General features: G+C 50.1%; 19 protein-coding genes. 10 read left to right on the top strand and 9 right to left on the bottom strand.

The features are described from left to right. Positions 1–73: 73 nt before the first annotated feature. The gene (locus C7A19_RS06900; RefSeq protein ID WP_116644527.1) at positions 74–1,510 is read right to left on the bottom strand and encodes a coniferyl aldehyde dehydrogenase; all 1,437 of its coding nucleotides are present in this window, start codon (positions 1,508–1,510) and stop codon (positions 74–76) included. A 321-nt stretch (positions 1,511–1,831) separates the two neighbouring features. Between C7A19_RS06900 and C7A19_RS06895 the strand changes: the two genes are divergently transcribed. Beyond that, positions 1,832–2,827 carry a chemotaxis protein gene (locus C7A19_RS06895; protein WP_069360967.1) on the top strand — a complete coding sequence of 332 codons (996 nt, stop codon included), beginning with the start codon at positions 1,832–1,834 and terminating at the stop codon, positions 2,825–2,827. A 110-nt stretch (positions 2,828–2,937) separates the two neighbouring features. Here C7A19_RS06895 and C7A19_RS06890 read toward each other — a convergent pair whose 3' ends face one another. Further along, on the bottom strand, positions 2,938–4,320 hold the full coding sequence (locus C7A19_RS06890; protein ID WP_198534734.1) for an amino acid carrier protein: 1,383 nt from the start codon (positions 4,318–4,320) through the stop codon (positions 2,938–2,940). 402 nt (positions 4,321–4,722) lie between these two features. Between C7A19_RS06890 and C7A19_RS06885 the strand changes: the two genes are divergently transcribed. The 3 genes from C7A19_RS06885 to C7A19_RS06875 all read left to right on the top strand — a co-directional run bounded on the left by C7A19_RS06885 (position 4,723) and on the right by C7A19_RS06875 (position 8,490). Beyond that, positions 4,723–5,703, top strand: a complete 981-nt coding sequence (locus tag C7A19_RS06885) for a rhodanese-related sulfurtransferase (RefSeq protein WP_069360965.1) — start codon at positions 4,723–4,725, stop codon at positions 5,701–5,703. A gap of 127 nt (positions 5,704–5,830) precedes the next feature. Beyond that, entirely contained in the window at positions 5,831–7,468 is a 1,638-nt protein-coding gene (locus C7A19_RS06880; RefSeq protein WP_116644526.1) for a diacylglycerol kinase family protein, read from the top strand. Between the two features lie 170 nt (positions 7,469–7,638). Next, positions 7,639–8,490 carry a DMT family transporter gene (locus tag C7A19_RS06875; protein ID WP_116644525.1) on the top strand — a complete coding sequence of 284 codons (852 nt, stop codon included), beginning with the start codon at positions 7,639–7,641 and terminating at the stop codon, positions 8,488–8,490. Between the two features lie 88 nt (positions 8,491–8,578). Here C7A19_RS06875 and glpD read toward each other — a convergent pair whose 3' ends face one another. The 4 genes from glpD to C7A19_RS06855 form a co-directional block, all read right to left on the bottom strand. Next, positions 8,579–10,120, bottom strand: a complete 1,542-nt coding sequence (glpD, locus tag C7A19_RS06870) for a glycerol-3-phosphate dehydrogenase (protein WP_077485218.1) — start codon at positions 10,118–10,120, stop codon at positions 8,579–8,581. A 306-nt stretch (positions 10,121–10,426) separates the two neighbouring features. After that, on the bottom strand, positions 10,427–11,950 hold the full coding sequence (gene glpK, locus C7A19_RS06865) for a glycerol kinase GlpK (RefSeq protein ID WP_116644524.1): 1,524 nt from the start codon (positions 11,948–11,950) through the stop codon (positions 10,427–10,429). A 121-nt stretch (positions 11,951–12,071) separates the two neighbouring features. Then, on the bottom strand, positions 12,072–12,935 hold the full coding sequence (locus C7A19_RS06860) for an MIP/aquaporin family protein (protein ID WP_116644523.1): 864 nt from the start codon (positions 12,933–12,935) through the stop codon (positions 12,072–12,074). A 281-nt stretch (positions 12,936–13,216) separates the two neighbouring features. Continuing rightward, positions 13,217–13,915, bottom strand: coding sequence for a riboflavin synthase subunit alpha (locus C7A19_RS06855; protein ID WP_116644522.1), 699 nt, complete (start codon positions 13,913–13,915; stop codon positions 13,217–13,219). Between the two features lie 152 nt (positions 13,916–14,067). On the opposite strand from C7A19_RS06855, the gene C7A19_RS06850 reads away from it, so the two are divergent. Both C7A19_RS06850 and C7A19_RS06845 read left to right on the top strand, forming a co-directional pair. Continuing rightward, positions 14,068–16,242 (top strand): TonB-dependent receptor, encoded by a 2,175-nt coding sequence (locus tag C7A19_RS06850; protein ID WP_116644521.1) that lies wholly within the window; start codon positions 14,068–14,070, stop codon positions 16,240–16,242. Positions 16,243–16,406: 164 nt separating this feature from the next. Next, a complete protein-coding gene (locus C7A19_RS06845) occupies positions 16,407–17,420 on the top strand; it encodes a 2-hydroxyacid dehydrogenase (protein WP_116644520.1) in 1,014 nt (337 codons plus the stop codon). Between the two features lie 96 nt (positions 17,421–17,516). Here C7A19_RS06845 and yiaY read toward each other — a convergent pair whose 3' ends face one another. After that, on the bottom strand, positions 17,517–18,665 hold the full coding sequence (yiaY, locus tag C7A19_RS06840) for an L-threonine dehydrogenase (protein ID WP_116644519.1): 1,149 nt from the start codon (positions 18,663–18,665) through the stop codon (positions 17,517–17,519). Positions 18,666–18,950: 285 nt separating this feature from the next. Here yiaY and C7A19_RS06835 point away from each other — a divergent pair, with 285 nt between their 5' ends. Then, positions 18,951–19,589, top strand: a complete 639-nt coding sequence (locus tag C7A19_RS06835) for an OmpA family protein (protein ID WP_116644518.1) — start codon at positions 18,951–18,953, stop codon at positions 19,587–19,589. A gap of 48 nt (positions 19,590–19,637) precedes the next feature. Here the strand turns inward: C7A19_RS06835 and C7A19_RS06830 are convergent, their stop codons facing one another. Beyond that, positions 19,638–21,194, bottom strand: a complete 1,557-nt coding sequence (locus C7A19_RS06830) for a cryptochrome/photolyase family protein (protein WP_116644517.1) — start codon at positions 21,192–21,194, stop codon at positions 19,638–19,640. A 143-nt stretch (positions 21,195–21,337) separates the two neighbouring features. On the opposite strand from C7A19_RS06830, the gene C7A19_RS06825 reads away from it, so the two are divergent. Then, complete coding sequence (locus tag C7A19_RS06825) at positions 21,338–21,916, top strand: hypothetical protein (RefSeq protein ID WP_235614273.1); 579 nt, start codon at positions 21,338–21,340, stop codon at positions 21,914–21,916. An 89-nt stretch (positions 21,917–22,005) separates the two neighbouring features. Next, the gene (locus tag C7A19_RS06820) at positions 22,006–22,668 is read left to right on the top strand and encodes a glutathione S-transferase (protein WP_069360954.1); all 663 of its coding nucleotides are present in this window, start codon (positions 22,006–22,008) and stop codon (positions 22,666–22,668) included. Positions 22,669–22,720: 52 nt separating this feature from the next. Here C7A19_RS06820 and C7A19_RS06815 read toward each other — a convergent pair whose 3' ends face one another. Further along, positions 22,721–23,341 carry a glutathione S-transferase family protein gene (locus tag C7A19_RS06815; protein WP_069360953.1) on the bottom strand — a complete coding sequence of 207 codons (621 nt, stop codon included), beginning with the start codon at positions 23,339–23,341 and terminating at the stop codon, positions 22,721–22,723. Positions 23,342–23,662: 321 nt separating this feature from the next. On the opposite strand from C7A19_RS06815, the gene C7A19_RS06810 reads away from it, so the two are divergent. Next, the gene (locus tag C7A19_RS06810; RefSeq protein ID WP_116644516.1) at positions 23,663–25,270 is read left to right on the top strand and encodes a peptide ABC transporter substrate-binding protein; all 1,608 of its coding nucleotides are present in this window, start codon (positions 23,663–23,665) and stop codon (positions 25,268–25,270) included. Positions 25,271–25,435: the final 165 nt, after the last annotated feature.

Raw genomic sequence — 25,435 nt, 5'->3', positions numbered from 1 at the left:
AAAGTTTAGCGATCCGTTCAGTTACTGGGGAAATCGCTCATATCGCTACGCCTCATCGTGAAAACTTGCAGGCTTACCGCATCAGCCACCAGCGCATTAAGCGTTTGTACCAGCGGTTGTACGGGGGTTTGACTAAAAAGCTGGTGTCCCACTTATCGCGGGTGAGGACGGTTTTACTGTGGCTAAAGGTATAAAAGCCTTCAATGCCATGGTAATGCCCCATGCCAGAGTCACCAATGCCGCCGAAAGGCGCGTCTTCGGCAGCGACATGAAACAAGGTTTCATTAACCCCCATGCCGCCGGCGTGAAGCTGTGTGGTAACCTGCGTGCGTATCTCAGCGTCATTGCTCATCAAATATAAAGCAAGCGGCCGTGGACGCGCTTGAATATAACTCAGCGCCTCGGAGAGATCTTGATAGGTGACAATAGGTAGGAGCGGGCCAAAAATTTCTTCTTGCATCACCCGCATATCATCGGTGATCTGGGTTAGCAGCTGGGTCGGCCAGCGTCGTTTTTCCGCGGTCGGTACGGCTTGCTGGTCGAGTGCACACCAGCGGCGCGCACCTTTATCGAGCGAATCTTTGAGTGTTTCTTCAAGCCGCGTCGCTTGCGTTTGGTTAATGATCTGGCTGTAATCTGGGTTGGTTTCAAAGTCAGGATACATAGCACGAAACGCGCGTTGATAGGCGTGGATAAAGGCTTCTTGCCGATGTTCAGGACAAAGCACATAATCGGGCGCGACACATATCTGCCCAGCGTTTAAACACTTGCCATAAATGAGCCGCGACACGGCCACATCCATATCAATTTGATCATCAATGATCACCGGCGATTTGCCTCCCAATTCGAGGGTCACCGGTGTTAAATTATCGGCCGCCGCCAGCATGACTTGGCGTCCGACTTGGGTTGAGCCAGTAAAAAAGAGGTGGTCGAACTCTAACTCGCTAAAACGGCGCGACACTTCGACTTCGCCCTCTACCACGGCGACTTCGTTTGGGCTAAATACCTCAGCGATTAACGCGCGTAATACCCGATTGGTGTTGGGGGTGAACTCAGAAAGCTTAAGCATCACCCGATTGCCCGCGGCCAACGCGCAAATCAAGGGACTCAGGGCCAGCATAATCGGGAAGTTCCAAGGGACGATAATCCCAACCACCCCTTTTGGCTGAAAGTGCACGACCAATTTGGTGCCTAGCAGGGTAATGCCTGGACGCCGTTTTTGCGGCTGCATCCATCGCTTTAATCGACGACGGGTGTAATCAATCTGGTGCAGCAAGGGCAAGATGTCGGCAATTTCAGTATCAACGGGCGCACGATAGCCGTAATCATCACTCAAGGCTTGTTGTAACGCAGACGATTTTTGCTTGATCGCCTGACGCAAGCGCAGCAGCGCGTCACGGCGATAGCTGTACTCTAAAAAAGGACACCGAGACACCTGCTCTTTTTGTGCGTCGAATGTCTCACGCATCTCTTTAACCGTTTCCAACCACTGTGAGCCTGGCTCCGTCATCCTTGCCTCCTCTGTCGATACAAGATCGCGACACACCACTTCTTCATTGATGACATAGTCTCACCAACAACGCAACTGGGCATACTTCACGTCGTTGTGCGGGTATAGCGACCAAGGCTTACGCTACCCGTCTAAGTCTTGACATGTTAAAGCCTTGTATCTTCATCCCTGTTATTCATCACGTTTTTAGCGCCATAGCCCACAGAAAGCAGCTTGGTTGTTGAGCAAATATTGTCGCTTTATTGATCTCAGGCTTATACTGAAACAAACTCAGTTTAACGCCAGCTTTATTCGCTGATATCGAAAGGAAATGTGGTAGGCATGAACGACGAGCCAACAAAGAACGAAATACTGACGGAAAGTGGTACGAATGAGCTAGAGATCATTGAGTTTCACTTAATCAAGCAACTTCCTGACGGCAGTACCAAAACCTGCTATTACGGTATTAACGTTGCCAAGGTTCGCGAAGTTATCCAAGTGCCGGAAACCACTGACTATCCAAACGCCCAGGCGCACATGATTGGGGTGTTTTCGTCACGCGACAAGCTAACGCCACTGATTGATCTGGCGGGCTGGTTAGGCGTCCCGACGCGGCCAGAGAAAGACAATAAATTTGTGATTGTCACCGATTTTAACAACATGACTAATGGCTTTTTGATTGACAGCATTAGTCGTATCCATCGTATTTCCTGGGAAGCCGTTGAGTCACCGAGCCAATTCTTAGAGGCAGGCGAGCAAGATTGTGTGGTCGCAGTCGTCCGCAAAGACAAAAACCTGATCATGATCTTAGACTTCGAAAAAATCATCGCTGATATCAATCCTGAATTGAGCATGGAAAAATACGATGTTACTCAGGACAGAAACGTCAACATTTCCGAATCCAGCGCGAAAAAACGCGAGGCAAAAACGATCCTAGTGGTGGACGATTCCGCTTTCATCCGTAGCTTAATTGAAAACACGCTACGCTCAGCCGGCTTTAATATTATATCGGCCAAAGATGGTGGCGAGGCCTTTGACAAACTCACCGAATTTGAACGCATTTCCAAAGAAGAAGGTGTGTCGATTAATGAGTTTGTCGATGCAATTGTGTCAGATGTCGAGATGCCACGCATGGACGGCATGCACTTGGTCAAACGCCTCAGAGAGATGGATACCTATAAAACCATGCCTATTATCATGTTCTCGTCGATCATGAGCGAGGATAACCGTGCTAAGGCCCTCCAATTGGGTGCCAATGATACCATCACCAAACCCGAGATCGGTCGCATGGTAAGCCTAGCGGATACCTATGTATTCGGCACACCGCTCGACGATTGATCAACGATAAAAACGAGCAAGGTGAATACAACAAAGGCTGCACATTGGCAGCCTTTGTGGGTTTTAGCGTGACGCCAAGGTGGGTCGTCAAGCCATTAACTGTCGGTTCATTAGCTATCGGCTACCTGTGAACGATGGCTTTCACGGTAGCGGTGACTGGCGAAATACGTTTTCGCCGCTTGGTTTACCTTAGGCGCCAGCAACAGCGCTGAGACCATGGTGGGAACCGCCATCAGTCCATACGCACCAATGAGGAATAAGAACACCACATCCAGCGATAATACCGCCCCCAGTACCACGAGCGATAAGTATAGGTACTTATAATACTGACCCGCTTGCTCGCCAAATAAATACACAAAGCATTTATAGCCGTAATACCAGAATGTAAATACCGTGGTGAAAGATAACACTAACACTTGTGCCGCCAATAACCATGCACCAGGAGCACCAAAGGCAGCTTTGAAAGCGGCCATGGTCAGGCTGACGCCTTGCATGCCCTCGGCTTGATCAAGCACACCGGTCACCAAGATCACCAGCGCGGTGCAACTACAAACAATCAAGGTATCAATGATGGGACCCAGGCTCGCGACTAAGCCCTCACGAACAGGCTCATTGGTTTTTGCCGCACTGTGCGCCATCACTTCGGTACCAATCCCAGCCTCATTAGAGAAAGCACCACGACTCACCCCCACAATAATCACACTGATCAGGCCACCGAACATGGCATCCGGTGAAAAAGCGCTGGCGAAAATCGACTGAAAGACGCCAGGCACGCGCTCGGCATTGAGCACCAAGGCCGCGATCGCCATCACCATATAGCTGCCCGCCATCAAGGGCACTAGCGCACCGGCAACATCAGCCACACGCTTCAAACCACCCCAAATCACCATACCGACGAAGACCGCCAGTACAATACCTAGCGCCCAAGAGAACGCGCTGCTTTCTAGCCAAGCGACCCCAGGAAAGAGCTGAGTTTGTACCACTGCGCCGAGTTGGTTAATTTGGAAAGACGGCACAAACCCCATTAGACCAGCAATGGCAAACATCACCGCTAGCCATTTAAATTTTGGCCCTAGACCATGCCGTACCGTGTACATCGGTCCGCCGTGCACATTGCCATTTGCATCTTTGTGACGATACATGACCCCCAGTGTGCAGGTATAAAACTTGGTCGACACCCCCAATAATGCGGTGAGCCACATCCAAAACACCGCCCCCGGTCCACCGGCACTTAGCGCCAGAGCCACACCGGCAATATTACCGAGACCCAAAGTGCCGGAGAGCGCGGCAGCAAGTGCTTTGCGATGAGATAAATCACCATGGCCACTACCATCGTCCACCTTACCGGTTAACAGCTTGATGCTGTGTGCCATATAACGAAACGGGGTGAACTTACCATAAAGGGTAAAGAAGACCCCACCGCCAACCAGTAAGATCAACATCGGCTTACCCCAAATAAAGCCGACAAAGGCATTAATCCATTCTTCAATCATGTTTTGCATCCTTTCTTGATGCTTGGCTAATTACTTTGCTTGCTAGACCACTGCCTAGCCGGTACACGCCAACTAACAAAATAATTAGACCATAAAGCAATAAACCATTCTGGCGTGACTAAAAACCCATTCAAATTAAGTCCAAATGAGGTTTCAGGCGATAAAAACACCGTTTATACGTGATGCTGATCTCACAAAAACCAGACAATAATGAATAACTATCAATGCAATTTGATTTGAACACGAAGTAGCGTGTTTGACGTGCTCTACTATCAGCGAGCTCGACATTTAACCTTACTTTTATCCGGTGTTTTGCGTCAGTGGCATTCGCTATACTCCGCGCTCACGTATACACACCACCCATGCACTGGATTTACGCTCCAGCCAGCAAGAGGAAACAAGATGTCTAAATATGTCATTTGTGCCTTATATAAATTTGTCACACTCGACGACTATCAGTCTTTGCAAGCACCACTGCTTGAAGTCATGGAAGCCAACCAAATCGGCGGCACACTCCTTCTCGCCCAAGAAGGCATAAATGGCACGGTAGCTGCGACAAGAGAAAACATGGATGCGCTATTTGCGTGGTTTAGAAAAGACCCACGCCTAGCGGATATTGACTATAAAGAGTCGTTCGAAGACAGCCAGCCATTTAGTCGCACCAAGGTAAAACTCAAAAAAGAAATTGTGACCATGGGGGTTGAAGGCATTGATCCGCGCCAAAGCGTGGGCACCTATGTCAAGCCAACAGAATGGAACCAATTAATCAGCGATCCAGACGTTTTAGTGATCGATACACGTAATGATTACGAAATCGAGATTGGTACCTTTGAGCGGGCTGTTAACCCACATACAGATAGCTTCCGTGAATTCCCTGACTATGTCGAACAGCAGCTTGATCCGACGAAGCATAAAAAAGTGGCTATGTTTTGTACTGGTGGGATCCGCTGTGAAAAATCGACCGCTTTTTTGAAAGAGAAAGGTTTCGATGAGGTGTATCACCTAGAAGGCGGGATCCTGAAGTACCTCGAAGAAGTGCCTGAGAGTGAAAGCTTGTGGAACGGTGAGTGTTATGTCTTCGACAGCCGTGTAGCTGTTAATCACGATTTGGAGCGAGGGTCTTACGCAATGTGTAATGCCTGTCGCCTACCCATCACGCAGGCGGACATGGAAAGCGAACATTATGAGCAAGGCGTCTCTTGCCCTAAATGCATCGACAAACACACCGACGCCCAAAAGGCAGCGTTTCGAGAGCGAGAGTATCAAGTCCGTCTTGCACGAGAACGGGGTGAACAGCACGTCGGCGGTGAGGCGAGAAAAATCATTGAACACCGTCGCGCCATGAAAAAATTCCGGCGCCAACGTCAAAATCAAGATAAATAATAATACAAAAACGGCACGCCAGACGTGCCGTTTTTTATGATATTGGGCAGGGCTAACGTATAGTAAAAGCTGGATTGTTTTACCGCTGGCGTCTGTGCTGAATAAAAAGGAGTGAATAAGCGTGTTGATGGGTCCCTTTTATAGCTTGGTCGCCGCGTGTTTATTCACCGCCAGCTGGTGGATGCCCAACCTCCTTCTTAGCTTGCTTTTCGCATGGTGCGCGGCAGCGTTTTTCGCCGTTAGCATCGCTTATTGGCGCAATCAGCCTCGCCTTTTTCGCAAGCGCCAATCCGGACAGTTGCCTCGCATCAGCCAGTGGATGTTTGCGCCATTTTTCGCCTTTACCCACCTGTATAACCGTTGGGCGAGAAAACGTGATATCACACCGCCCGTCCAGCAAGTCGCGCCTGGGCTCTATGTTGGTGCCCGCCTGACCGACAAAGACATACCCGATCTACAAGCGCAAGGTATTGACGGGATATTAGATGTTACCGCTGAGTTCGAAAGCATCGATCGCTTCACCCAATCACAGGCTGTTTCCTATCTCTCAGTACCCGTTCTGGATCACGCCTATCCCTCGCGTAGCCAACTGATGCGCGCGTTACAATGGCTGCATCAACAGCGACAAGCCGAACACAAGGTGGTGGTACATTGTGCACTCGGACGCGGGCGATCCGTGATGGTGGTGGCCGCCTATCTTTGGGCGCTTTCCCCTCAAAAAACGCTTGATGAAATGCTGGATGCCATCAAAACGATACGCCCTAAAGCACACTTAAACCGACGCCAGCGCCGCGCTTTAGTGCGTTTCCAGCAAAGCGGTGCGTTGAGGTTGGCGCGTCCCATTGCCTGGATCATTGCTAATCCTGCCGCAGGGGGAAAGAAATGGCGTAAGCACCGCGACTATATTCAGTCCTATTTAGGTGATGGGTATCGGTTAGTGGTCCATCAGACACGCCATAATCGTCGCAGTTATCAACTCGCTTGCCGCGCGGTTTCACAACAGGCTGATGTGGTGATCGCCGCCGGTGGAGATGGCACAGTGAACGCCGTTGCGCGAGCACTGATCAACACCTCGACCCCTTTAGGCGTATTGCCGCTTGGTACCGCAAACGCCTTGTGCCATGCACTGTGGGGAATAAAAACCAAGTTTTTAAATATTGATGCCGCTTGCGATGTGATTTTGGATGGCACGCCCAAAACCATCGATACTGCACGCTGTAACGGCAAAGTGGCGTTGTTAGTCGTGGGCGTTGGCTTTGAGCAACAAATGATTCGCCACGCCGCTCGAGAGCAAAAAAATCAACTAGGCCAGTGGGCGTATTTGCAGGGTTTATTGGGGGCCGCCAGTCAAAATCAAGCCATCGATCTCACCGTTCAATTCGACCAGCACGCGCCTCAGCTGATCCGCACCACCAGTATGGTGGTCGCCAATGCCGCGCCAATGACAACCTTATTAGCACAAGGGCAAGGCCAACCCAATTATGCCGACGGCAAACTCGACGTCACATGGCTCACTGCGAGTTCCACCAAAACAGATACCGCACTGTCCCTGATAGAACTAGCACTGGCAAGCCTGTTTGAAACACGGCTAGGGCGCTTTACACACCACCAACAGGTCACGCGCGTCTCGATAAGGGCCGCATCGGGCATTGACTATGTCATTGACGGCGAGCTGTATCGCGACCGAAAGTTGACGATTGACGCGCAGCCTCAATCACTGGCGATTCTCTCGCCTTCTCTCCCCGACGCTCATCAGACCGACTAACCGGCACTCACATCCCTCAAAGATGCCTACGACTCAGCCAAACAAAAATTCTAGCGAATACGATAGGATTGAGACAATTCGCTCCAAAATTTTCGCCGCTCTCTCATCGGAGCGGCTTTTTTTTGCCTCTATGTTAAGGTAATAACCCTATTTTACTAAAAGGAGGGATTATGCAGGCTCGTGCGCTTTTGGTGGCGATATTGAGTGTTTTTGGTGCCATGTGCGCCATTCAATTTGGCGCCTCCTTTGCTAAGCAGCTTTTCCCTCTGGTGGGACCTATTGGGACCACTGCCCTACGTGTCGGTTTTTCCGCCCTCATTTTGTGGCTGGTCTTTCGCCCTTGGCGTCAGTGGCCACGCGCGCGACATTGGCGAGCGATTACGGTATATGGTGGGTGCCTGGGTGGCATGATGATGCTGCTTTATTTGTCTATCGAGACCATTCCGTTGGGGATTGCCGTCGCACTTGAGTTTACCGGCCCTTTACTGGTGGCCTTAATCTCGATTCGTCGCGCCAGAGACAGTCTTTGGATCGTGCTCGCCGTTGGCGGTGTTATTACCCTTCTCCCCGATTTGTCGGGTGTGGATGCGCTCGACCCGCGAGGAGTAACTTACGCACTAGCAGCGGGCGGCTGCTGGGCTGGCTATATTCTATTTGGGCAAAAGGCAGGGAATTTGGCGCCAGGTGGCGGGACGGTTGCTCTGGGAATGAGCGTTGCGGCCCTCTATCTCGTACCCGCGGGCTATATTGCGACTGACGGTGCGATTTTTCAATGGCAGTTGATACCCTTGGGAATCGCCGTCGCACTCATCTCAAGTGCGATTCCCTACTCTCTGGAAATGATAGCTTTACGCAACATGCCCAAACAAACCTTCAGTGTGATGATGAGTTTAGAGCCTGCTGTCGCGGCCATGGCTGGGCTCCTCGTACTCGATGAACAACTGGCCCTGCGTCAATGGCTCGCCATTGGCATGGTGATCAGCGCATCACTCGGCAGCACGTTATCGGCCAAAAGGCGTTAAAAGACAGTCGATCGAAAAGAGCGCCGACCATCGGCGCTCTTTTCTGTCATCCCATTGTGTTAGCGACACGAGCTCACTTTACCGAGTGTTAGCTCGCTTCACTCAATGGCAGTGCATGTACCTTGACGCGCTGTTGCTCGATGTACTGGCTAATCGCATCAGCCTGTTCTTCAGTCAAATAGAGACCAAGCTTAGTACGTCGCCATAACGCATCTTCCGCATGTTGAACAAACTCATGCTGTACCAAATAGTTGATTTCTACTTGATAGACACCCTCAGCAAATGGGTGGCCCATATCCGCCTCGCTCTGGCAACCTTTCAACAGCAGATGCGTGCGAGTGCCATAAGTATCGACAAATCGCTGCGCCGTCTCGGCACTCAACCATGGATAGCGCTGCTTAATCGACAGGGCTAATTCTTCACGTGTGCAGCTAAAGTCCCCGCCGGGCAGTGTGCCGTCAGCTGTCCAAGGCTGACCCATTTTGTCAAAGAATGGCTCGAGTTTACGCATCGCGGACTCCGCCAGCTTACGATAAGTCGTGAGCTTACCGCCAAAGATGGAAACCAACGGCGCTTGATTGCCTTGTTGTTCCAACTCTATGGTGTAGTCGCGTGTCATCGCCTGTGGCGAGTCCGATTCATCATCACACAATGGTCGCACGCCACTGTAACTCCAAACCACATCCTGCGGCTGAATTTGGTGAGTAAAGTGCTGATTGACGACATCAACTAAGTAATCAATCTCAGCTTCATCAATTTTTGCTTCGCGGGGATCGGCTTTATGCTCCACATCCGTGGTACCAATCAATGAAAACTTGTCGAGATACGGGATCACGAAGACGATACGGCCATCGTTATTCTGCAAAATATACGCTTGTGGATCTTGATGAATGCGTGGCACAACAATGTGAGAGCCTTTGATCATTTTGATCCCGCGCGGCGATTTTTCGTGGAGGCTGTCATCGTAGAATTGCTTCACCCAAGGGCCGGTCGCATTCACCAACGCCTTGGCCTTGCGCTCAAAACGCTCGCCTGTCTGCGCATCCTCTAGTGTCACCCGCCATATGGTGTTTTCACGCTCTGCCGCCACCACTTGACAGTAATTACGGACTTCCCCGCCTTTCTCGCGCGTGTACTGGGCGTTTAACAGGGTTAAACGCGCATCATCAACCCATGCATCCGAGTACTCAAACCCAATTTTCATGTCTTTGTTCATGTAGCCGGTTTTGCGTAAATCAACCTTGTGGCTGCTCGGTAACGTTGAGCGCTTGCCTAGGTGATCATATAAAAAGAGCCCACAACGGATCATCCAGGCTGGGCGCAGATACGAGCGATGAGGTAAGCGGAAACGCATCGGAAAGGCAATATGGGGGGCCTTGTTGATCAATACCTCGCGTTCGGCCAGTGCTTCCGAGACCAAACGAAACTCATAATGCTCGAGATAGCGCAACCCACCATGAATAAGCTTCGAGCTCGCGGATGACGTTGCTGATGCGAAATCTTTGGCATCGTACAGACCCACATTGAGTCCACGACCCGCCGCATCGGCAGCGATACCGGCACCGTTAATTCCGCCCCCAACCACGAGGATGTCGAGAAGTACGTCTTGATGAGAATTATGCGTAGTCATTTTTAGCCGACCTTGTTCAAATATGAGCGAACGAACATTTACTGATGGGTATAACTGTATATCAACTTTCGTTTTCGGTCACTATCTATGTTCGAAAAATTATTATTGAGTGTGACAGGTGTAGAATAAGTGTTAATAAAAAAGCCTTCATGTGAACTAAAAAGCCGTCTAGCGAGTAGCGTGACACGGTGATAGGCAGAGAAAAGGCGCAGTAAGAGAGAGGGATACGATCCATAGACCGGTGAAAGAGCAATATGAAAAAAGGCGCGAAAACGCGCCTTTCATTAAGAAAGAGTGATACCAGGCTTACACATCCTCTTCTTCATTATGCAGCTCGGCCCACGCTTGTGCACATTTTACGGCACGCTTCCAACCACGATAGCGACGATTGCGTTTTTCTTCGTCTCGATGTGGTTCAAAGCTTCGGTTCAGTTTGGCTTTATCTTTTAATTCATCCAGGCCATCCCAGAAACCGACTGCCATACCCGCAAGGTATGCCGCGCCTAACGCGGTGACTTCTGTCACTTCCGGACGATGAACGTCGGTGTCGAGCACATCGGCTTGGAACTGCATCAAGAAGTTATTGGCAACCGCGCCGCCATCAACACGCAAGGCTTCAAGTTTAATACCTGAATCCGCCTGCATGGCATCCAATACATCACGTGTTTGATAGGCAATGCTTTCTAGGGTTGCGCGAATGATATGGTTAGAGTTCACACCACGGGTCAGCCCTACAATGGTACCGCGAGCGTAGGCATCCCAATAGGGTGCTCCCAAACCGGTAAACGCCGGGACAACATACACGCCATTCGATGTATCAACTTTGGTGGCAAAGTATTCAGAGTCATGGGCGTCTTCCACCACTTTTAGCTCGTCACGGAGCCATTGAATTGAGGCACCACCCATAAAGACCGCGCCCTCAAGCGCATAGGATGGTTCGCCCTGCGGGCCACAACCAATGGTAGTCAACAGGCCATGGCTCGATGTCACCTTCTCTTGCCCGGTGTTCATTAGCAAAAAGCAGCCCGTTCCATAGGTGTTTTTCGCTTGACCGGCTTCAACACACATTTGTCCGAATAGGGCTGCTTGTTGGTCACCCGCAATCCCCGCGATAGGAATACGCGTACCGCCTTTACCACCGATGTTCGTTTGTCCATAGACTTCGGAAGAGCGGCGCACTTCAGGGAGCATTGAAGCAGGGATCCCAAGCTCATCGAGCATTTTTTGATCCCAACACATATCATTGATATTGAACAGCATGGTGCGCGAGGCGTTAGTATAATCGGTCACATGCACACGCCCTTGGGTCATCTTCCATACCAGCCAGGTATCAACGGTACCGAATAACAGCTTGCCCGCTTCTGCGTCTTCGCGCGCTCCTTCTACGTTGTCCAAAATCCATTTGACCTTGGTACCAGAGAAGTAAGGGTCAAGGACTAACCCAGTATTATCACGCACGTAAGATGCTAACCCACGCTCACGCAAGTCATGACAAATGTCGGCAGTACGGCGACATTGCCACACAATGGCATTGTAAACTGGCTTACCGGTTTCTTTGTTCCACACAATCGTGGTTTCACGTTGGTTGGTAATCCCGAGCCCAGCAATCTCATCGCTACGAATGCCGGTTTTGCCCAGCACTTCCACCAGCGTTGAGCTTTGGGTGGCATAAATTTCCATGGGATCGTGCTCAACCCAACCCGCTTGCGGATAAATTTGCGTAAACTCGCGCTGAGACACACCGACGATATTAGCATCGTGATCCATCACTACTGCACGGGAGCTGGTGGTGCCTTGGTCGAGAGCAACAATATACTTGTTCGCTGACATAATAGGGTTTCCTTCTATCTCTCTTATTTTAGTCTGTATCGCGACATTTCGCGTCAAGTGTCATTTTGGACGTGGCTCAATGTCGCGCATTGCTTTATTTCATGTTGCGTACAGTACTGGGTTATGCGTTGACTTCTCGCGTTTCCGTCTCAACCAGCTCATCATCGTCACACTGGTTGGGAATCGTACAACCATGGCCTGCCTGTGGCAGATACGGGGCAATCGCTTTCGGATACAACCAACCGCCAAAGCAGGCACCCAAAATAGGGGCGACGATAGGGACAATGAAGTATGGAATGTCACGCGCCCCCGTCAGGGCGTAGTCCCATCCAGCGAAGTAGGCGAACAGTTTCGGACCAAAGTCACGCGCTGGGTTCATAGCAAACCCAGTCAATGGACCCAAAGAGCCACCAATGACGGCAATAAGAATACCAATTAGCAGTGGGTTCATTGGGCCACGAGCCGCACCATTGTTTTCATCACCCAGTGCGAGAATCCCGAACATCAATACTGCCGTGATCACAAACTCAACCGCCATAGCCCCCATGAAAGACAAGGCTTGATGCGGATAGGTTGAGAAGATACCTGCGGTTGCTAAGGCTTCAGGACTGCTCCGCACAACATTATTGGCCATTTCCCACTCGACAAAAAGGTTACTATAAAGGCTATACACGAGTGCAGCCGAGGCAAACGCGCCGAGCATTTGCGAGATGATATAAGGAACAACTTTACTTTTCTCAAAGCCATGGAAAGCCGCAAGCGCAATGGTAACAGCTGGATTAATATGCGCGCCGGACACCCCTGCGGTGCAGTAAATGGCGATGGCGACACCAAAGCCCCATACAATACTGATTTCCCACTGACCAAAGTCAGCACCGGTGAGCACTAAGGCGGCCACGCAGCCCACACCAAAGAAAATGAGTAAGCCCGTGCCGATAAACTCGGACACGCACTCTCCTAATAGAGTCGACGATGCTTTTTTCATATGATTATCCTTGTCACTGTTAGTAGGGTTATACGTTCAAAACCACACTGTCATTTTGCATAATCACAGCATCTCGAAAACAAACTCACAACAAAAATGAGCGTTCGAGCATAATTTTGTGTCGCAATACTGACATTTTTGTTAACCACATCATCATTTGAGCAAGTTCGCGCACAAAGTGAACAAGGAGAGTTTAAGGAGCTTGGAAGGCAGGCAGCGCGTCGTTCGCCCCGCCTGTTGCGGTATTAGCCGGCTGGAGAGAATGTTTGCTATTTGTTAATTCATGGTTGCTTAGCGATACCGATTGCATCTAGGTCAATTCCCTGCTCTTTCGCAAGCGATTCAAGGACAGGAAGTAAAGGGCCCAGTTGCTCATTGAGCGTTTCGCGCACCGTATCTACCATGACTTGCGTCTGGCGTTCGATTTCAATATTGACTTGATCCCCTTCCGACTTTCGCTCGAACGTTGTCATGCGACGCGTTTCAGGAATAAGCCAAACATCAAACCAGCCTTGGTCTTTGTTCACCTCGGCGATGGTCAAACTCGCACCATTGATGGCAATATAGCCTTTGGAAAAGACATAGCGCATCCATTCAGGCTGTACCGAAAAGCGCAAACGATAATTTTCTTCTTGTACCAGCACATCCGATAAGGTCGCACGGCAATCGACATGCCCCGATAACGGATGCCCGCCAATTTCAGCGCCATCTTTCGCGGCACGTTCAGCATTCACCGTATCCCCAGCTTTGATGCTGTTTAGCGTCGTAATCGCGAGGCTTTGTACCATCACATCGAAGCGAACCAGCGTCTGTTCAAGCTGCTCAGTCACTGTCAAGCACACACCATCAATAGCAACGCTGGCTCCTACCGCCAACCCCTCACAAAAGCCATCAGGGAAACGAATATCGAATGTTCGAATACCTTGATGATCGCGACAAACTTCAATATTTGCCACCGCTTGAATAATTCCGGTAAACATGGGCATATCCTATTGAGCATTTCCCAGTATCATACTGCTTGGCAACAAAAATGGCCAATAAACATAACTGATAATCAATCTCATTAGCATTGCTATTTATCAAGCGCTGGCGTATAGTGCGCACTTTTATATGTCAGTAAAGTATTATCAGTATGCCGTATCACTCTCTACGCTTTACCGTTTTGGCAGCCTTTGCCGTGGGTGCCCATACCGCCGGTGCAGCCACAAACCCCTCATCCAACAGCATTGAAACCATTGAGATACAAGGAGAGCAGTTAAACCACCCTATCACTCTTATATCCCCCGGCCAGTCGACGTTAGAGCTGGACGATATCCAACGTGAACAGGCGCATAACATCAGTGAGTTGGTCATGAAGATGCCCGGCGTCTCACTCGACGCTGGCGCACGGCCAGGCAGTGAACGTATCAATGTGTGGGGCTTTTCTCATCCTTCGGCACTCTCTGTTCGGGTCGATGGTGCCCCCGTCGGTTTTCAACAGTATCGCTACGGTAGCTTTTTCCTTGATCCTCAGTTACTGCGGTCCGTGCGCGTGGTCAGAGGCGATCATAATGTGCGTGCCAGTGTGGGGGCCTTTGGTGGCAGCTTTATCATGGAAACCAAAGAAGCGGCTGACTTTCTTGATCCTGATTCGTCGATTGGCGCGACGGCGCAAGCCGGCTTCAACAGTGTCAACGAACAATGGAAACGCAGTGTGACCACCTATGGTGCCTCTGACTCTGGCTGGTCAGTACTGTTGCACGGCTCTCGACGTGATGCCGATGATATCGAACTGGGCAACGGTGATGTTTTTACGTTCTCTGGTTACCGTCAGCACAGTTTGTTGGGTAAGATTCGCTACCAGTCAGACGCGCACAGTATGATGCTCAGCCACACCCGCTATGACGATAAGGGAAGAAAGCCATGGGCGAATCGTCGCGGTGCCATGCCTTCAATCAGTGATTATAAAATCAATAAATATGGTAGCTACCAAGCGGCAGTGTTCGCCACTTCAGTAGACAATCATTATCGCGAATACACCAGTACGTTGAATTATCACTATCAACCGTTTAACGACAATATCGACACCCGTGTCGTGATCGCGCATTCACAAAACCATCGCTATTGGGAGCGCCCAGATAGTACCTATCAGTCTTACATCACATCAGGCCAATACGGCCACCAAGTTTGGTTGTCCTATGAGCGTTGGTTTGCCGAGCTAACCAACACCAGTCACATCGGTGATCATGAAATCATGGTGGGGGCGCAGTACCAGAACCAGGACAGAAACTCGCACGTTTACAATCACACTTATCGTAACAGGCCGGCGAAAAACAACGGCTACTACACGCCCAACTTTGAGCCATCAGGGGAGCAACAAACCGCCAGTGTGTTTGTACAAGATAAGTACTTTATTACCCCAGATCTCGAACTTACCGCCTCGCTGCGCTATAACCATATTCGTTCACAAGGTGTGCCAAATCCGGCGCCTGATTATAACGATCCATCGGTAGGTCATGATTATAGCGCGATAAGTCATCAGGGTTGGGAGCCGCGTGTTGCCTTAACTTATGATGTCAGCGCATCGACGCAGCTCAAAGCCGCGTATGCCTACGGCATGAAAGCGCCAACCATCGATGAGTTATATACGGTGCAATATGCCAAGGCCTCAAAACGGGCATCATCGAGTCGCGATCTTTCCGTCACGCGTATCAACGCGTATCTATTGGGTCTGTCTGATACACGTCAAAATGTGTTGACTGAAGGCGATCATCTCGCTTCCGAAGTCACACTATTCTGGAATGATATTATTCATGATGTTGCCCAGCGCCGGGGGGTCAATGCGACCAAACAAAAACAGGGCTATTACACCAACCTGGACGGGCGCTATACTTACGGCTTCGACGCACAACTGCAATATCGTCTTCGCGAGTGGTTTACCGACGCGTCTGTTTCCATGGTGAGAGGTAAACACAAAGGTTCATTGCGCGATAGCACCGGCGAGGACGAATACTGGTATGAAAATCCACCACTCAATGCCAAGTTAGGGATTGGACACCAATTGACGGATACCGTCCAACTCGGATGGCAAGGCCAATACTGGGATGAGCAGGACCGAGTTCCCGACGAGCCTTCTTTGCATACAGCCAACGTAGCCAGTGACGCCTACTTTTTTCAAAACCTGTACGGTGAATGGAAACCCAGCGATGATCTTGTGCTTCGCGCGACCATCGTTAATCTTACCGATCAGTATTACACGCCTTATCTGTCTGCCGGTGTGCCAGCCGCTGGCCGAGATATCCGTATTAATGCCACGATGCGTTTCTAACCCAGCGGGAAAGCCCAATTGTCAGAGCCGGACATAGGTTCGGCTTTGTTCGTTGATACATAACAGGCACGATTATCCTGACAAATTTAAGGGTTTATTTTTGATAGAAATCACGTTATTGATACACATCACATTTCCTCCTCGACAGCTTCGGAGGCCAGTTAATGACGACCATTGCCGTATTTAGTGCCAAATCGTATGATAAATCCGCCTTCTCCCATGTGAATGCGGCGTTTGATTATACGTTTGAGTTCCATGATTTCTTACTCACTGAAAAAACCGCCAAGATGGCGCAAGGTGCACAAGCCATTTGTGCTTTCGTGAACGACGATCTTTCTCGGCCCGTTTTAGAAATTCTTGCCGATTTAGGGGTTTATTTAGTTGCATTGCGCTGCGCGGGATACGATCGCGTCGATTTAGATGTCGCCAAATCGCTGGGCATCACCGTGGTACGAGTCCCCGCTTACTCGCCTGAATCGGTCGCCGAACACACGGTTGGCATGATGATGTGCCTCAACCGCCGCTTCCATAAAGCCTACCAGCGCACCCGAGACGCTAACTTTGAGCTGGAGGGTTTAGTTGGGTTTAATTTCCATGGTAAGACAGCTGGGATCATCGGCACGGGCAAAATCGGTATTGCTACCATGCGCATTCTTAATGGGCTAGGCATGCGTATTCTCTGCCACGACCCCTATGAAAACCCCGAAGCAATGGCGCTTGGTGCTGAATATGTCTCGAAAGAAACACTGTATGCCCAAAGCGACATTATTTCCCTGCACTGCCCGATGTCTCAGGATAACTACCACTTGCTTAGCGCCGACGCCTTTGCGCAAATGAAAGATGGCGTGATGGTGATTAATACCAGTCGGGGCGAGCTACTCGACTCGGTTGCCGCGATTGAGTCGCTCAAACAAGGACGGATCGGATCATTGGGACTTGATGTTTACGATAATGAGCGTGAATTGTTTTTCCAAGATAAGTCGAATGATGTGATTGTCGATGATGTGTTCCGTCGCCTTTCAGCGTGCCATAATGTCTTGATAACTGGCCACCAAGCGTTCTTGACCAAAGAAGCACTGCACAATATCGCCGAGACGACGTTAACCAATATTCAAACCGTTCTGAGCGGGCAAGCCTGCCAAAACCAGATTGCCGAAGTGGAAGATCGTAGTGATTAATCGAGACTGGACCATTGATTAATCTTGACCTCTAACTAAGAAAGCAGGCCTGAATCATCAGGCCTGCTTTATAATGGGGCGATACGCTTTGATACGTTACATGGCTTCCATGAAAATCTTGGCGATTTCGTCGTGTGTTGCTTGTTTCGGGTTAGTGAAACCACACGCATCTTTCAACGCATTTTCAGTCAGCACATCAATATCTTCTTGCTTGGCACCTAATTCGTTCAAGCCCGCAGGAATGCCTACGTCCGTTGAAAGCGACTGAATCGCTTGGATGGCGGCTTTCGCGCCCTCATCAGCCGTCATATTCTCCGTATCCACGCCCATTGCAGTGGCGACATCACGCAAACGCTCAGCACAAACCTGCGCGTTATAGCGCTGAACATGAGGCAGCAATACGGCATTGCACACGCCGTGCGGCAAGTCATAAAAGCCACCAAGCTGGTGCGCCATGGCGTGGACATAGCCCAAAGACGCATTATTAAATGCCATGCCCGCCATGAACTGGGCATACGCCATTTGCTCGCGCGCTTCGATGTTTTGTCCATCAGCGACAGCAGTACGCAGATGCTGTTGAATTAACGTCATCGCCTTTAATGCCACTGCATCCGTAATCGGCGTCGCCGCGGTGGATACATAGGCTTCAATCGCGTGAGTGAGCGCATCCATACCTGTGGCCGCGGTTAATGACGCAGGCTTAGCCAACATTAACTCAGGGTCGTTGACAGAAATAATAGGCGTGGTGTGCTTATCGACAATCGCCATTTTAATGTGGCGTGCCTCATCGGTAATAATGCAAAAACGCGTCATTTCCGATGCGGTTCCCGCCGTGGTATTGATTGCGATTAACGGCAACTGAGGTTTAGCTGATTGATCAACCCCCTCATAATCACCAATTTGCCCGCCATTGCTGGCCACCAAGGCAATCCCTTTTGCACAATCGTGTGGAGAGCCACCGCCGAGTGAAATCACGCAATCACACTGGTTCTCTTGTAACAGTGCCACCCCTTGCGCCACGTTTTCGGTGGTCGGGTTTGGCTGCGTGCCATCATAGACCACACTGTCGACCTGTCGGCTATCAAGCAGGCCTGCAATTTGTTTTACCACGCCAATTTCGTTCAGCACCTTATCTGTCACGATCAGCGCTTTTTTGAATCCATGTGATTGAATCGCGTCTGCCGCTTCTGCAAGGCAACCGGCTCCCATCAGGTTAACGGCTGGGATAAAGAAAGTGCTCGACATAATCGTTGGCTCCTTTTGTAGGGATAATCGGGTTAGCACGAAAACGGTGCTCCCCTTTTGCTTTGATGCCTTTTTGTAACACGTGGTTTGTTCGTCACATTTTGATCCAGCGCAATTCGCTTGGCAGGATGCAGAGATAAAAAGGCAAAATTGAGAGTTATGTCATCGGCGCGCACCATATCGTTTAAAACGGCAGCAACCATTCATTTTTTTGACACTTTCTTGAAGAACACTGTCTAACGTGCGATAGGTTATGGAAGCTAACGCGTAAACAGAGAGAAAACCATGGGAAAAAAATACACACTAACCGCTGTGGCAGTATTGACGGCATCTTTGGCGCTCACCGGGTGTGAATCAATGTCCAACGCCCAAAAAGGCGCAGCCATTGGTGCCATTACTGGGGCTATCGCGGGTAAGTCAACATCCAACCACAAAGACAAGCGCGCATTTATTGGCGCCGCGATTGGTGCCATTGGGGGCGCAGCGGTCGGCAACTACATGGATAAACAAGAGCAGGCTTTCCGTGAGGAATTGGCTGGCTCTGGCATCCAGGTCGTTCGAGAAGGGGATAATATTCGCCTGATTATGCCGTCAAACATCACCTTTGGGCTTGACCAAGACGCTATTGCCGCTGACTTTTATCCGACCCTGAACGCCGTTGCTAACGTCATGCGTCAATACGATAAAACCTTTTTAAGCATCGAGGGGCATACGGATAACACTGGCGCGGCGTCGTATAACCAAGGCCTGTCTGAGCGACGTGCGATGAGCGTTAAACGCTATCTTGCTAGCCAGTCTATCGACAATGCGCGCCTTTATACCTCTGGTTTTGGTGAAACGCGTCCTCTGGTCGCCAACAACAGCGCCTCTAACCGCGCCTTGAATCGCCGTGTGGAAATTCAAGTCGTGCCTAATACGCAATAAGCGTGCGCGTGGCGCGTTCATAGGATGTGCACGCGCCATTTCCCAGCACTAGAGCGCATCCAGGTTGTCGAGTAAGTCATCTGCATGACTAATGATCTTGTCTCGCTGCCCCTCATCCATTTTGTCCCAATTTCTATAAGGCATTGCTGTGCGTGGATTATGCGCAAATCGCTCGCGATGGCGATGCATAAAGTGCCAATACAAGGCGTTGAGCGGGCACGCCTTCTCACCAGTTTTTTCCTTCACAGAATAGTGACAGTCACTGCAATAATCACTCATGCGATTAATGTAGGCGCCACTGGCCGCATACGGCTTGGTCGCCACCAGTCCATTATCGGCAAACTGTGTCATCCCACGGGTGTTTGGCATCTCCACCCACTCAATCGCATCGATGTAAATCGACAAATACCAGTCATCGACCTCATCCGGCGCGATACCCGCCAAGAGGCAAAAGTTGCCCGTCACCATTAAGCGTTGGATATGATGCGCGTACGCGGTCTGCAAGGACTGAGTGACAGCTTGGGAAACACAACGCATCTTGGTATCGCCAGTCCAAAAAAAACGAGGAAGCGCCCGCTGCGCGGATAACGCGTTTTTGTTGGCGTAAGCAGGCATATTTGCCCAATATACCCCGCGTACATACTCCCGCCAGCCTAGAATTTGTCGCACAAACCCTTCAATCTGCGCGAGGTTGACGTCGTCGGTTGCGCGAAAGTGAGCGATGGCGGTTTCAATCACCTGCATCGGGTGCAATAGCTTGGCGTTTAAAGCAAAAGACAGACGGCTGTGATAGAGGCTCCATTGGTGTTCGCTTCGCCCCGTCATGGCGTCTTGAAATTGACCGAACATAGGCAGGCAGTGACGACAAAAATGGTCTAGCAGCGATTTCGCCTGTGTACGAGTCACCGGCCAGAGCAAGTCTCGCGCTGGCTCGCCGATCGTCGCCACGTGATGCCGTTCGATACGCGCCAAAATATCGCGTACATCATTGCTAAATACTAAGGGGGTGGGAATGGCCGCTAATTCGCTTTTCTTGAGTTTATTACGATTGTCTTGATCGAAGTTCCACCGCCCTCCCTCTGGTGACTCTCCCTCCATCAAAATGCCAAACTGGCGTCGCATATCACGGTAGAAATACTCCATTTTGCGATGTTTATCGGCAGTGAACTGCTTGGGTATTTGGTCGTACGGCAGTAAAAAGTGCTCGGTGTCCACACATGTCATTGTGACAGCCTGGGGTAAAGCCATCTCTTTTAATTGCTCGTCTAGCCGATATTCGTCCGGGCGTTGATATTCAAACGTTTTGATCTGATAGCGCTCGCACAGATCAACCACTAACGCCGGTAAGTTGTTGTAGTGTTGCGTGTCATCCAAAGTTAGGTAGCAAACATGATGGCCTGCTTGGCTCAGGGCATGGGAAAACGCTTCCATGGCAGCAAAGAAAGCGCTCACCTTTTGGATATGATGTTTGACATAAGTTGCTTCTTGCTTGAGTTCGGCAACAAGATATAGCACCTCTTCATCCGTCTTTTTATACCATGAGTGGCTGGCGTTGAGCTGGTCCCCTAACACAAGACGCAATGTTGAATACTGGCGGTTAGTCACTGGTACCTCGATATTTGTTAAATCAACCTTAAGCGATACGCAGCAAACCACATTTTCGATGATTAACCCTGGCGAGTGCTTGAATCTTAGGGAAAACCCTCTACATTAGAGCCAGTATTGATCACCCATGTGGCGGCGAGGCGATGAGAGCATTCTTTGTCGGGCTGTTTTTACTCCCAATTGCAATGATAGTGGCTGAGCCAGCACGTGCCATTAATGAACCGGCCAGCCAGTTTGTTCAAGATCTTCGCTTTCATGGCTATATCGACAATTATGGCAATGTGAAACTTCGCTTTGCCCCGATCACCGCTCTACCGGCAGGATTCAAGACCAAAGGTTACTTGGATATTGAAGCCAGTGATATCGTTCGTCTCCCGCGTGGGCTTGATGTTGGCGGTTACTTTAATGCCGCCAATACAGCGATTCGGCAACTGCCGAGAATGAAAGTGGGTGGATATATTAACCTTACCAACACCGCGATTACGCGTCTCCCCCCAAACTTAGTCGTGCGAGGGGATTTAAGCCTCGTCAACACGCCGCTCACCCAATTGCCGCGCCGTTTATTCGTCGAGGGAAACTTGTACCTGACAAATTCGCCCATCGAGAAGATTCCTGACGACATCTATGTAGGCGGCAACCTCTACATCCGCGGTACCGAGATCCAGTCAGTCAGCCCCGATCTTCGTATTGAAGGCCAGGTACTTCCTTCGGTAAGTCAATGATATCACGCTAGGCGTTGATCGAATTGGGTGCCAAGCCGTACCTTAGTTCCGAGCCTAGTTTTTAAATTACAGTCAAAAAACGGTCCATTATGATTATCTTGCATCATCTAGAACAATCGCGGTCGCAGCGGATTGTGTGGTTATTAGAGTCGCTTGCGATTCCTTATCAGCTGGTACGGCATCAACGGGATCCGAAAACCAAGCTCGCGCCCCGCGAGCTAAAAGAAATACACAGTTTGGGGAAAGCGCCTGTTATTGAAGACGGCGATGTGGTGATTGCCGAGTCAGGGGCGATCATCGAATATCTTATCGACAAGTACGGCGATGACACGCTCACCCCTACCACTGATAATGAAAAAGGCCTGTATCGTTATTGGATGCACTATGCGGAAGGCTCACTGATGCCGCCGCTAGTAATGTCTTTGATCTTTAGCAAGATCCCAGAATCACCGATGCCATTCTTTATTCGCCCCGTGGCAAAAAAGCTGATGAAGGGCGTGACTGAACAGTTTCTCGCCCCACAGCTTCGCGATCATTTCTCAATGATTGATAAGCATTTAGCCAAACATACCTGGCTGTGTGGCGATACGCTGACAGCAGCCGACATTCAAATGAGTTTCCCATTGTTGGCAGCACGCAAACAACTCGACGCTCAGCAGCACGCCAATATTCTTCGCTACCTTGAACGCGTTGAACAACAACCCGGCTATCAAAACGCCTTGTGTGTTGTCGGCCCACTCAAAGCGATGTAGTTTGCCAAAGCGAGATCATTTGCCAGAACGCTTGCCCGGATCAATGGCTGAATCATGTGGGCAGCGTTGACGCTGCCTGCATCACCCAGCGCTGGTAACCGGGACGCTCAACCAGTTGCTGATACCAACGTTCAACATTAGGCGGTAATGCCCAATCACTTTGCTGACTCAGGCGATGAATTAAGCTGCCTACAGCGATGTCTGCCAGGGTCATCCGATCGGAGGTAAGGTAACGCTGATCGTCCAACGCATCATTGATTCTATCAAGCTCATAGCGGCATTGTTCCCACGCTCGCTGCTGTGTTTGACGCTCCTCGGCGCCATTCGCTGAAGGCATAAATAACGCAGCCTTAATCACGGGCTGGAACGAAGACAAGCACCAATCCATCCAGCGCTCATAACAGGAACGTTGAAAGGCACAATCGGGATACCACATTTTATTGCCATAACACGCGACCAGATAGCGCAATATGGTATGCGACTCCCAAACACTATTAGGGCCATCTTCAAGTACGGGCACCTGGCGCATCGGACACCGCTGTGCGAGCGCTTGTGCGTCATGTCGATTATGATGAATATCGACTTCTTCTAGCGCGATACTTAAATCTAACTCATCGATTAGCCACATCACTTTCTGAACGTTAATCGATAGCGGATGCCCATAAATTTTCATTTTGCTCTCCTTGTCACGCTACAACGCTTTTCCTTGCTCGTCTGCGTCTTCGAGGCTCGCATAATCCTCTATCCATAGCAAGTCATCGGGAAGACCTGCCAAAAACCTTAAGACTTAACCCATGATGTCCGGCAAACGCCATACGTTACACCTCGCTATACGCGTTTTGTGATGTTTCCTTCTGAAACGGATATGCCGAATGACGGAGGGCTTATCCCGCTATGTCACATTTCTTTCATTATGTATTGGCCTGCCAGGAAATCAGCGTTAATCTATTGATTGTTAAGGCTTATTAACAAAACACTCAACCAAGGAAGGATTATGAAAAAAACAGTATTAGCCAGTGCGCTAGCACTCGCATTAAGCGGATCGGCGTTTGCTGCACAAGTCCCTGATGACGTCACTCTTGCCGAGAACCAAACGCTGATCTGGGGCGTGGCGGGGGAAGTACCCACGTTAGACCCCACCAAGTCCAGTGATACCGCCAGCAATAAAATCATCTCCGATTTGTTTGAAGGATTGATGGTACGCAATCCAAATGGCGACGTCGTCCCGGGGCTGGCGAAGGATTGGGAGGTCAGCGAAGACGGGCTAACCTATACGTTCCACCTTCGCAAAGCCAAATGGTCTGACGGTGAGCCCATTACCGCCGCCGATGTGGTGTATACACTACAGCGTGTGGTTGACCCGGTCACTGGCGCACCTTATGCCTGGTACCTAGGGACAGCCAATATCCAAAATGCCAAGGCGATCACCGACGGCGAAAAACCCGCGGAGCAGCTTGGCGTCAAAGCCATCGACGATCACACGGTGGAATTTACCCTTGAGCGCCGCACGCCCTATTTCCCGAATATGCTCACCCACTCGTCTACTTATCCGGTGCCACAGCATGCGTTGGAAGCCTTTGGTGATAGCTGGACGCGTCCAGATAATATGGTCAACTCTGGCGCGTATAACCTCACCAACTGGGTGATTAACGAACGAATTGATTTAGCCCGTAACCCGCTTTATTGGAATAACGACGAAACGGTGATTGATAAAACCTCTTATGTCGCCTCCAGTGATGTCAACGCTGAATACAACCGCTACCGTACCGGTGAAATTGATATCACCTCGAGCTTTCCACTTGAGGCCTTTGATCAGATTAAAAAGGAACGCCCTGATGAGTTGATCACTATGCCGTCTTTGGGGACCTATTATTATTTGTTTAATACAGAGAAAGCGCCGTTTGACGATGTGCGAGTCCGTAAGGCTTTGTCGTATGCGATTGATAGAAACATCATTACCGACATTATTCTCGGTCAAGGCCAGCTTCCGGCATATAGCGCCACACCGCCAGCTATCAACCATTTTGAGCCACCTAAGCTCGAATGGGCGGAAATGAGCCAAGATGAGCGCTATCAAAAAGCCAAAGCCTTGTTGGCAGAAGCCGGCTTTACCCAAGATAACCCTCTGGAGTTTGAGCTGGTTTATAACACCATGGAGTCACACAAAAAACTGGCGTTAGCCGTGACGTCTATGTGGAAGCGTCACCTTCCTGTCAATGTCAACTTGGCCAACCAAGAATGGAAAACCTTCTTGCAAAAAGTCTTGCAAAAAGACTTTGATGTCGCCCGTGACGGTTGGATAGGTGATTATAACGAAGCGTCCACTTTCCTGAGCTACTTCAGCAGTGATGGCATGAATAAAACTAGTTGGGGCAACAAAGACTATGACAAGGCACTTGATCAGGCATTAACGGTCGCAGAGCCCGAGAAACGCAAAGCTTACTACCAAGAAGCAGAGCGGATTTTCGCCCGCGATATGCCGGCGATCCCACTGTATTTCTATACCCGCAGCGTGATTAAAAACCCGAAAGTCGGTGGGTATAACATCGATAACCCTAACAAGCTTCGGTATACACGTAACCTATATATCACCAAAAATTGATCGCCACTGAATGAGCCGTGATCGATCACTAAGACCCACGCCACGCTTTGACGCGTGGCGTTTTTATTCATAAGCACAAAAAGAAGCGCCAGCCTTTCGGCTAGCGCTTCTTATCAATTTGGCTCCCCCAACTGGACTCGAACCAGTGACATACGGATTAACAGT

The organism is Salinivibrio sp. HTSP (assembly GCF_003390965.1).
GTDB lineage: Bacteria > Pseudomonadota > Gammaproteobacteria > Enterobacterales > Vibrionaceae > Salinivibrio > Salinivibrio kushneri.
The sequence above is the reverse complement of the archived record's forward strand: the minus strand, read 5'-3'. Positions and strand labels throughout refer to the sequence as shown.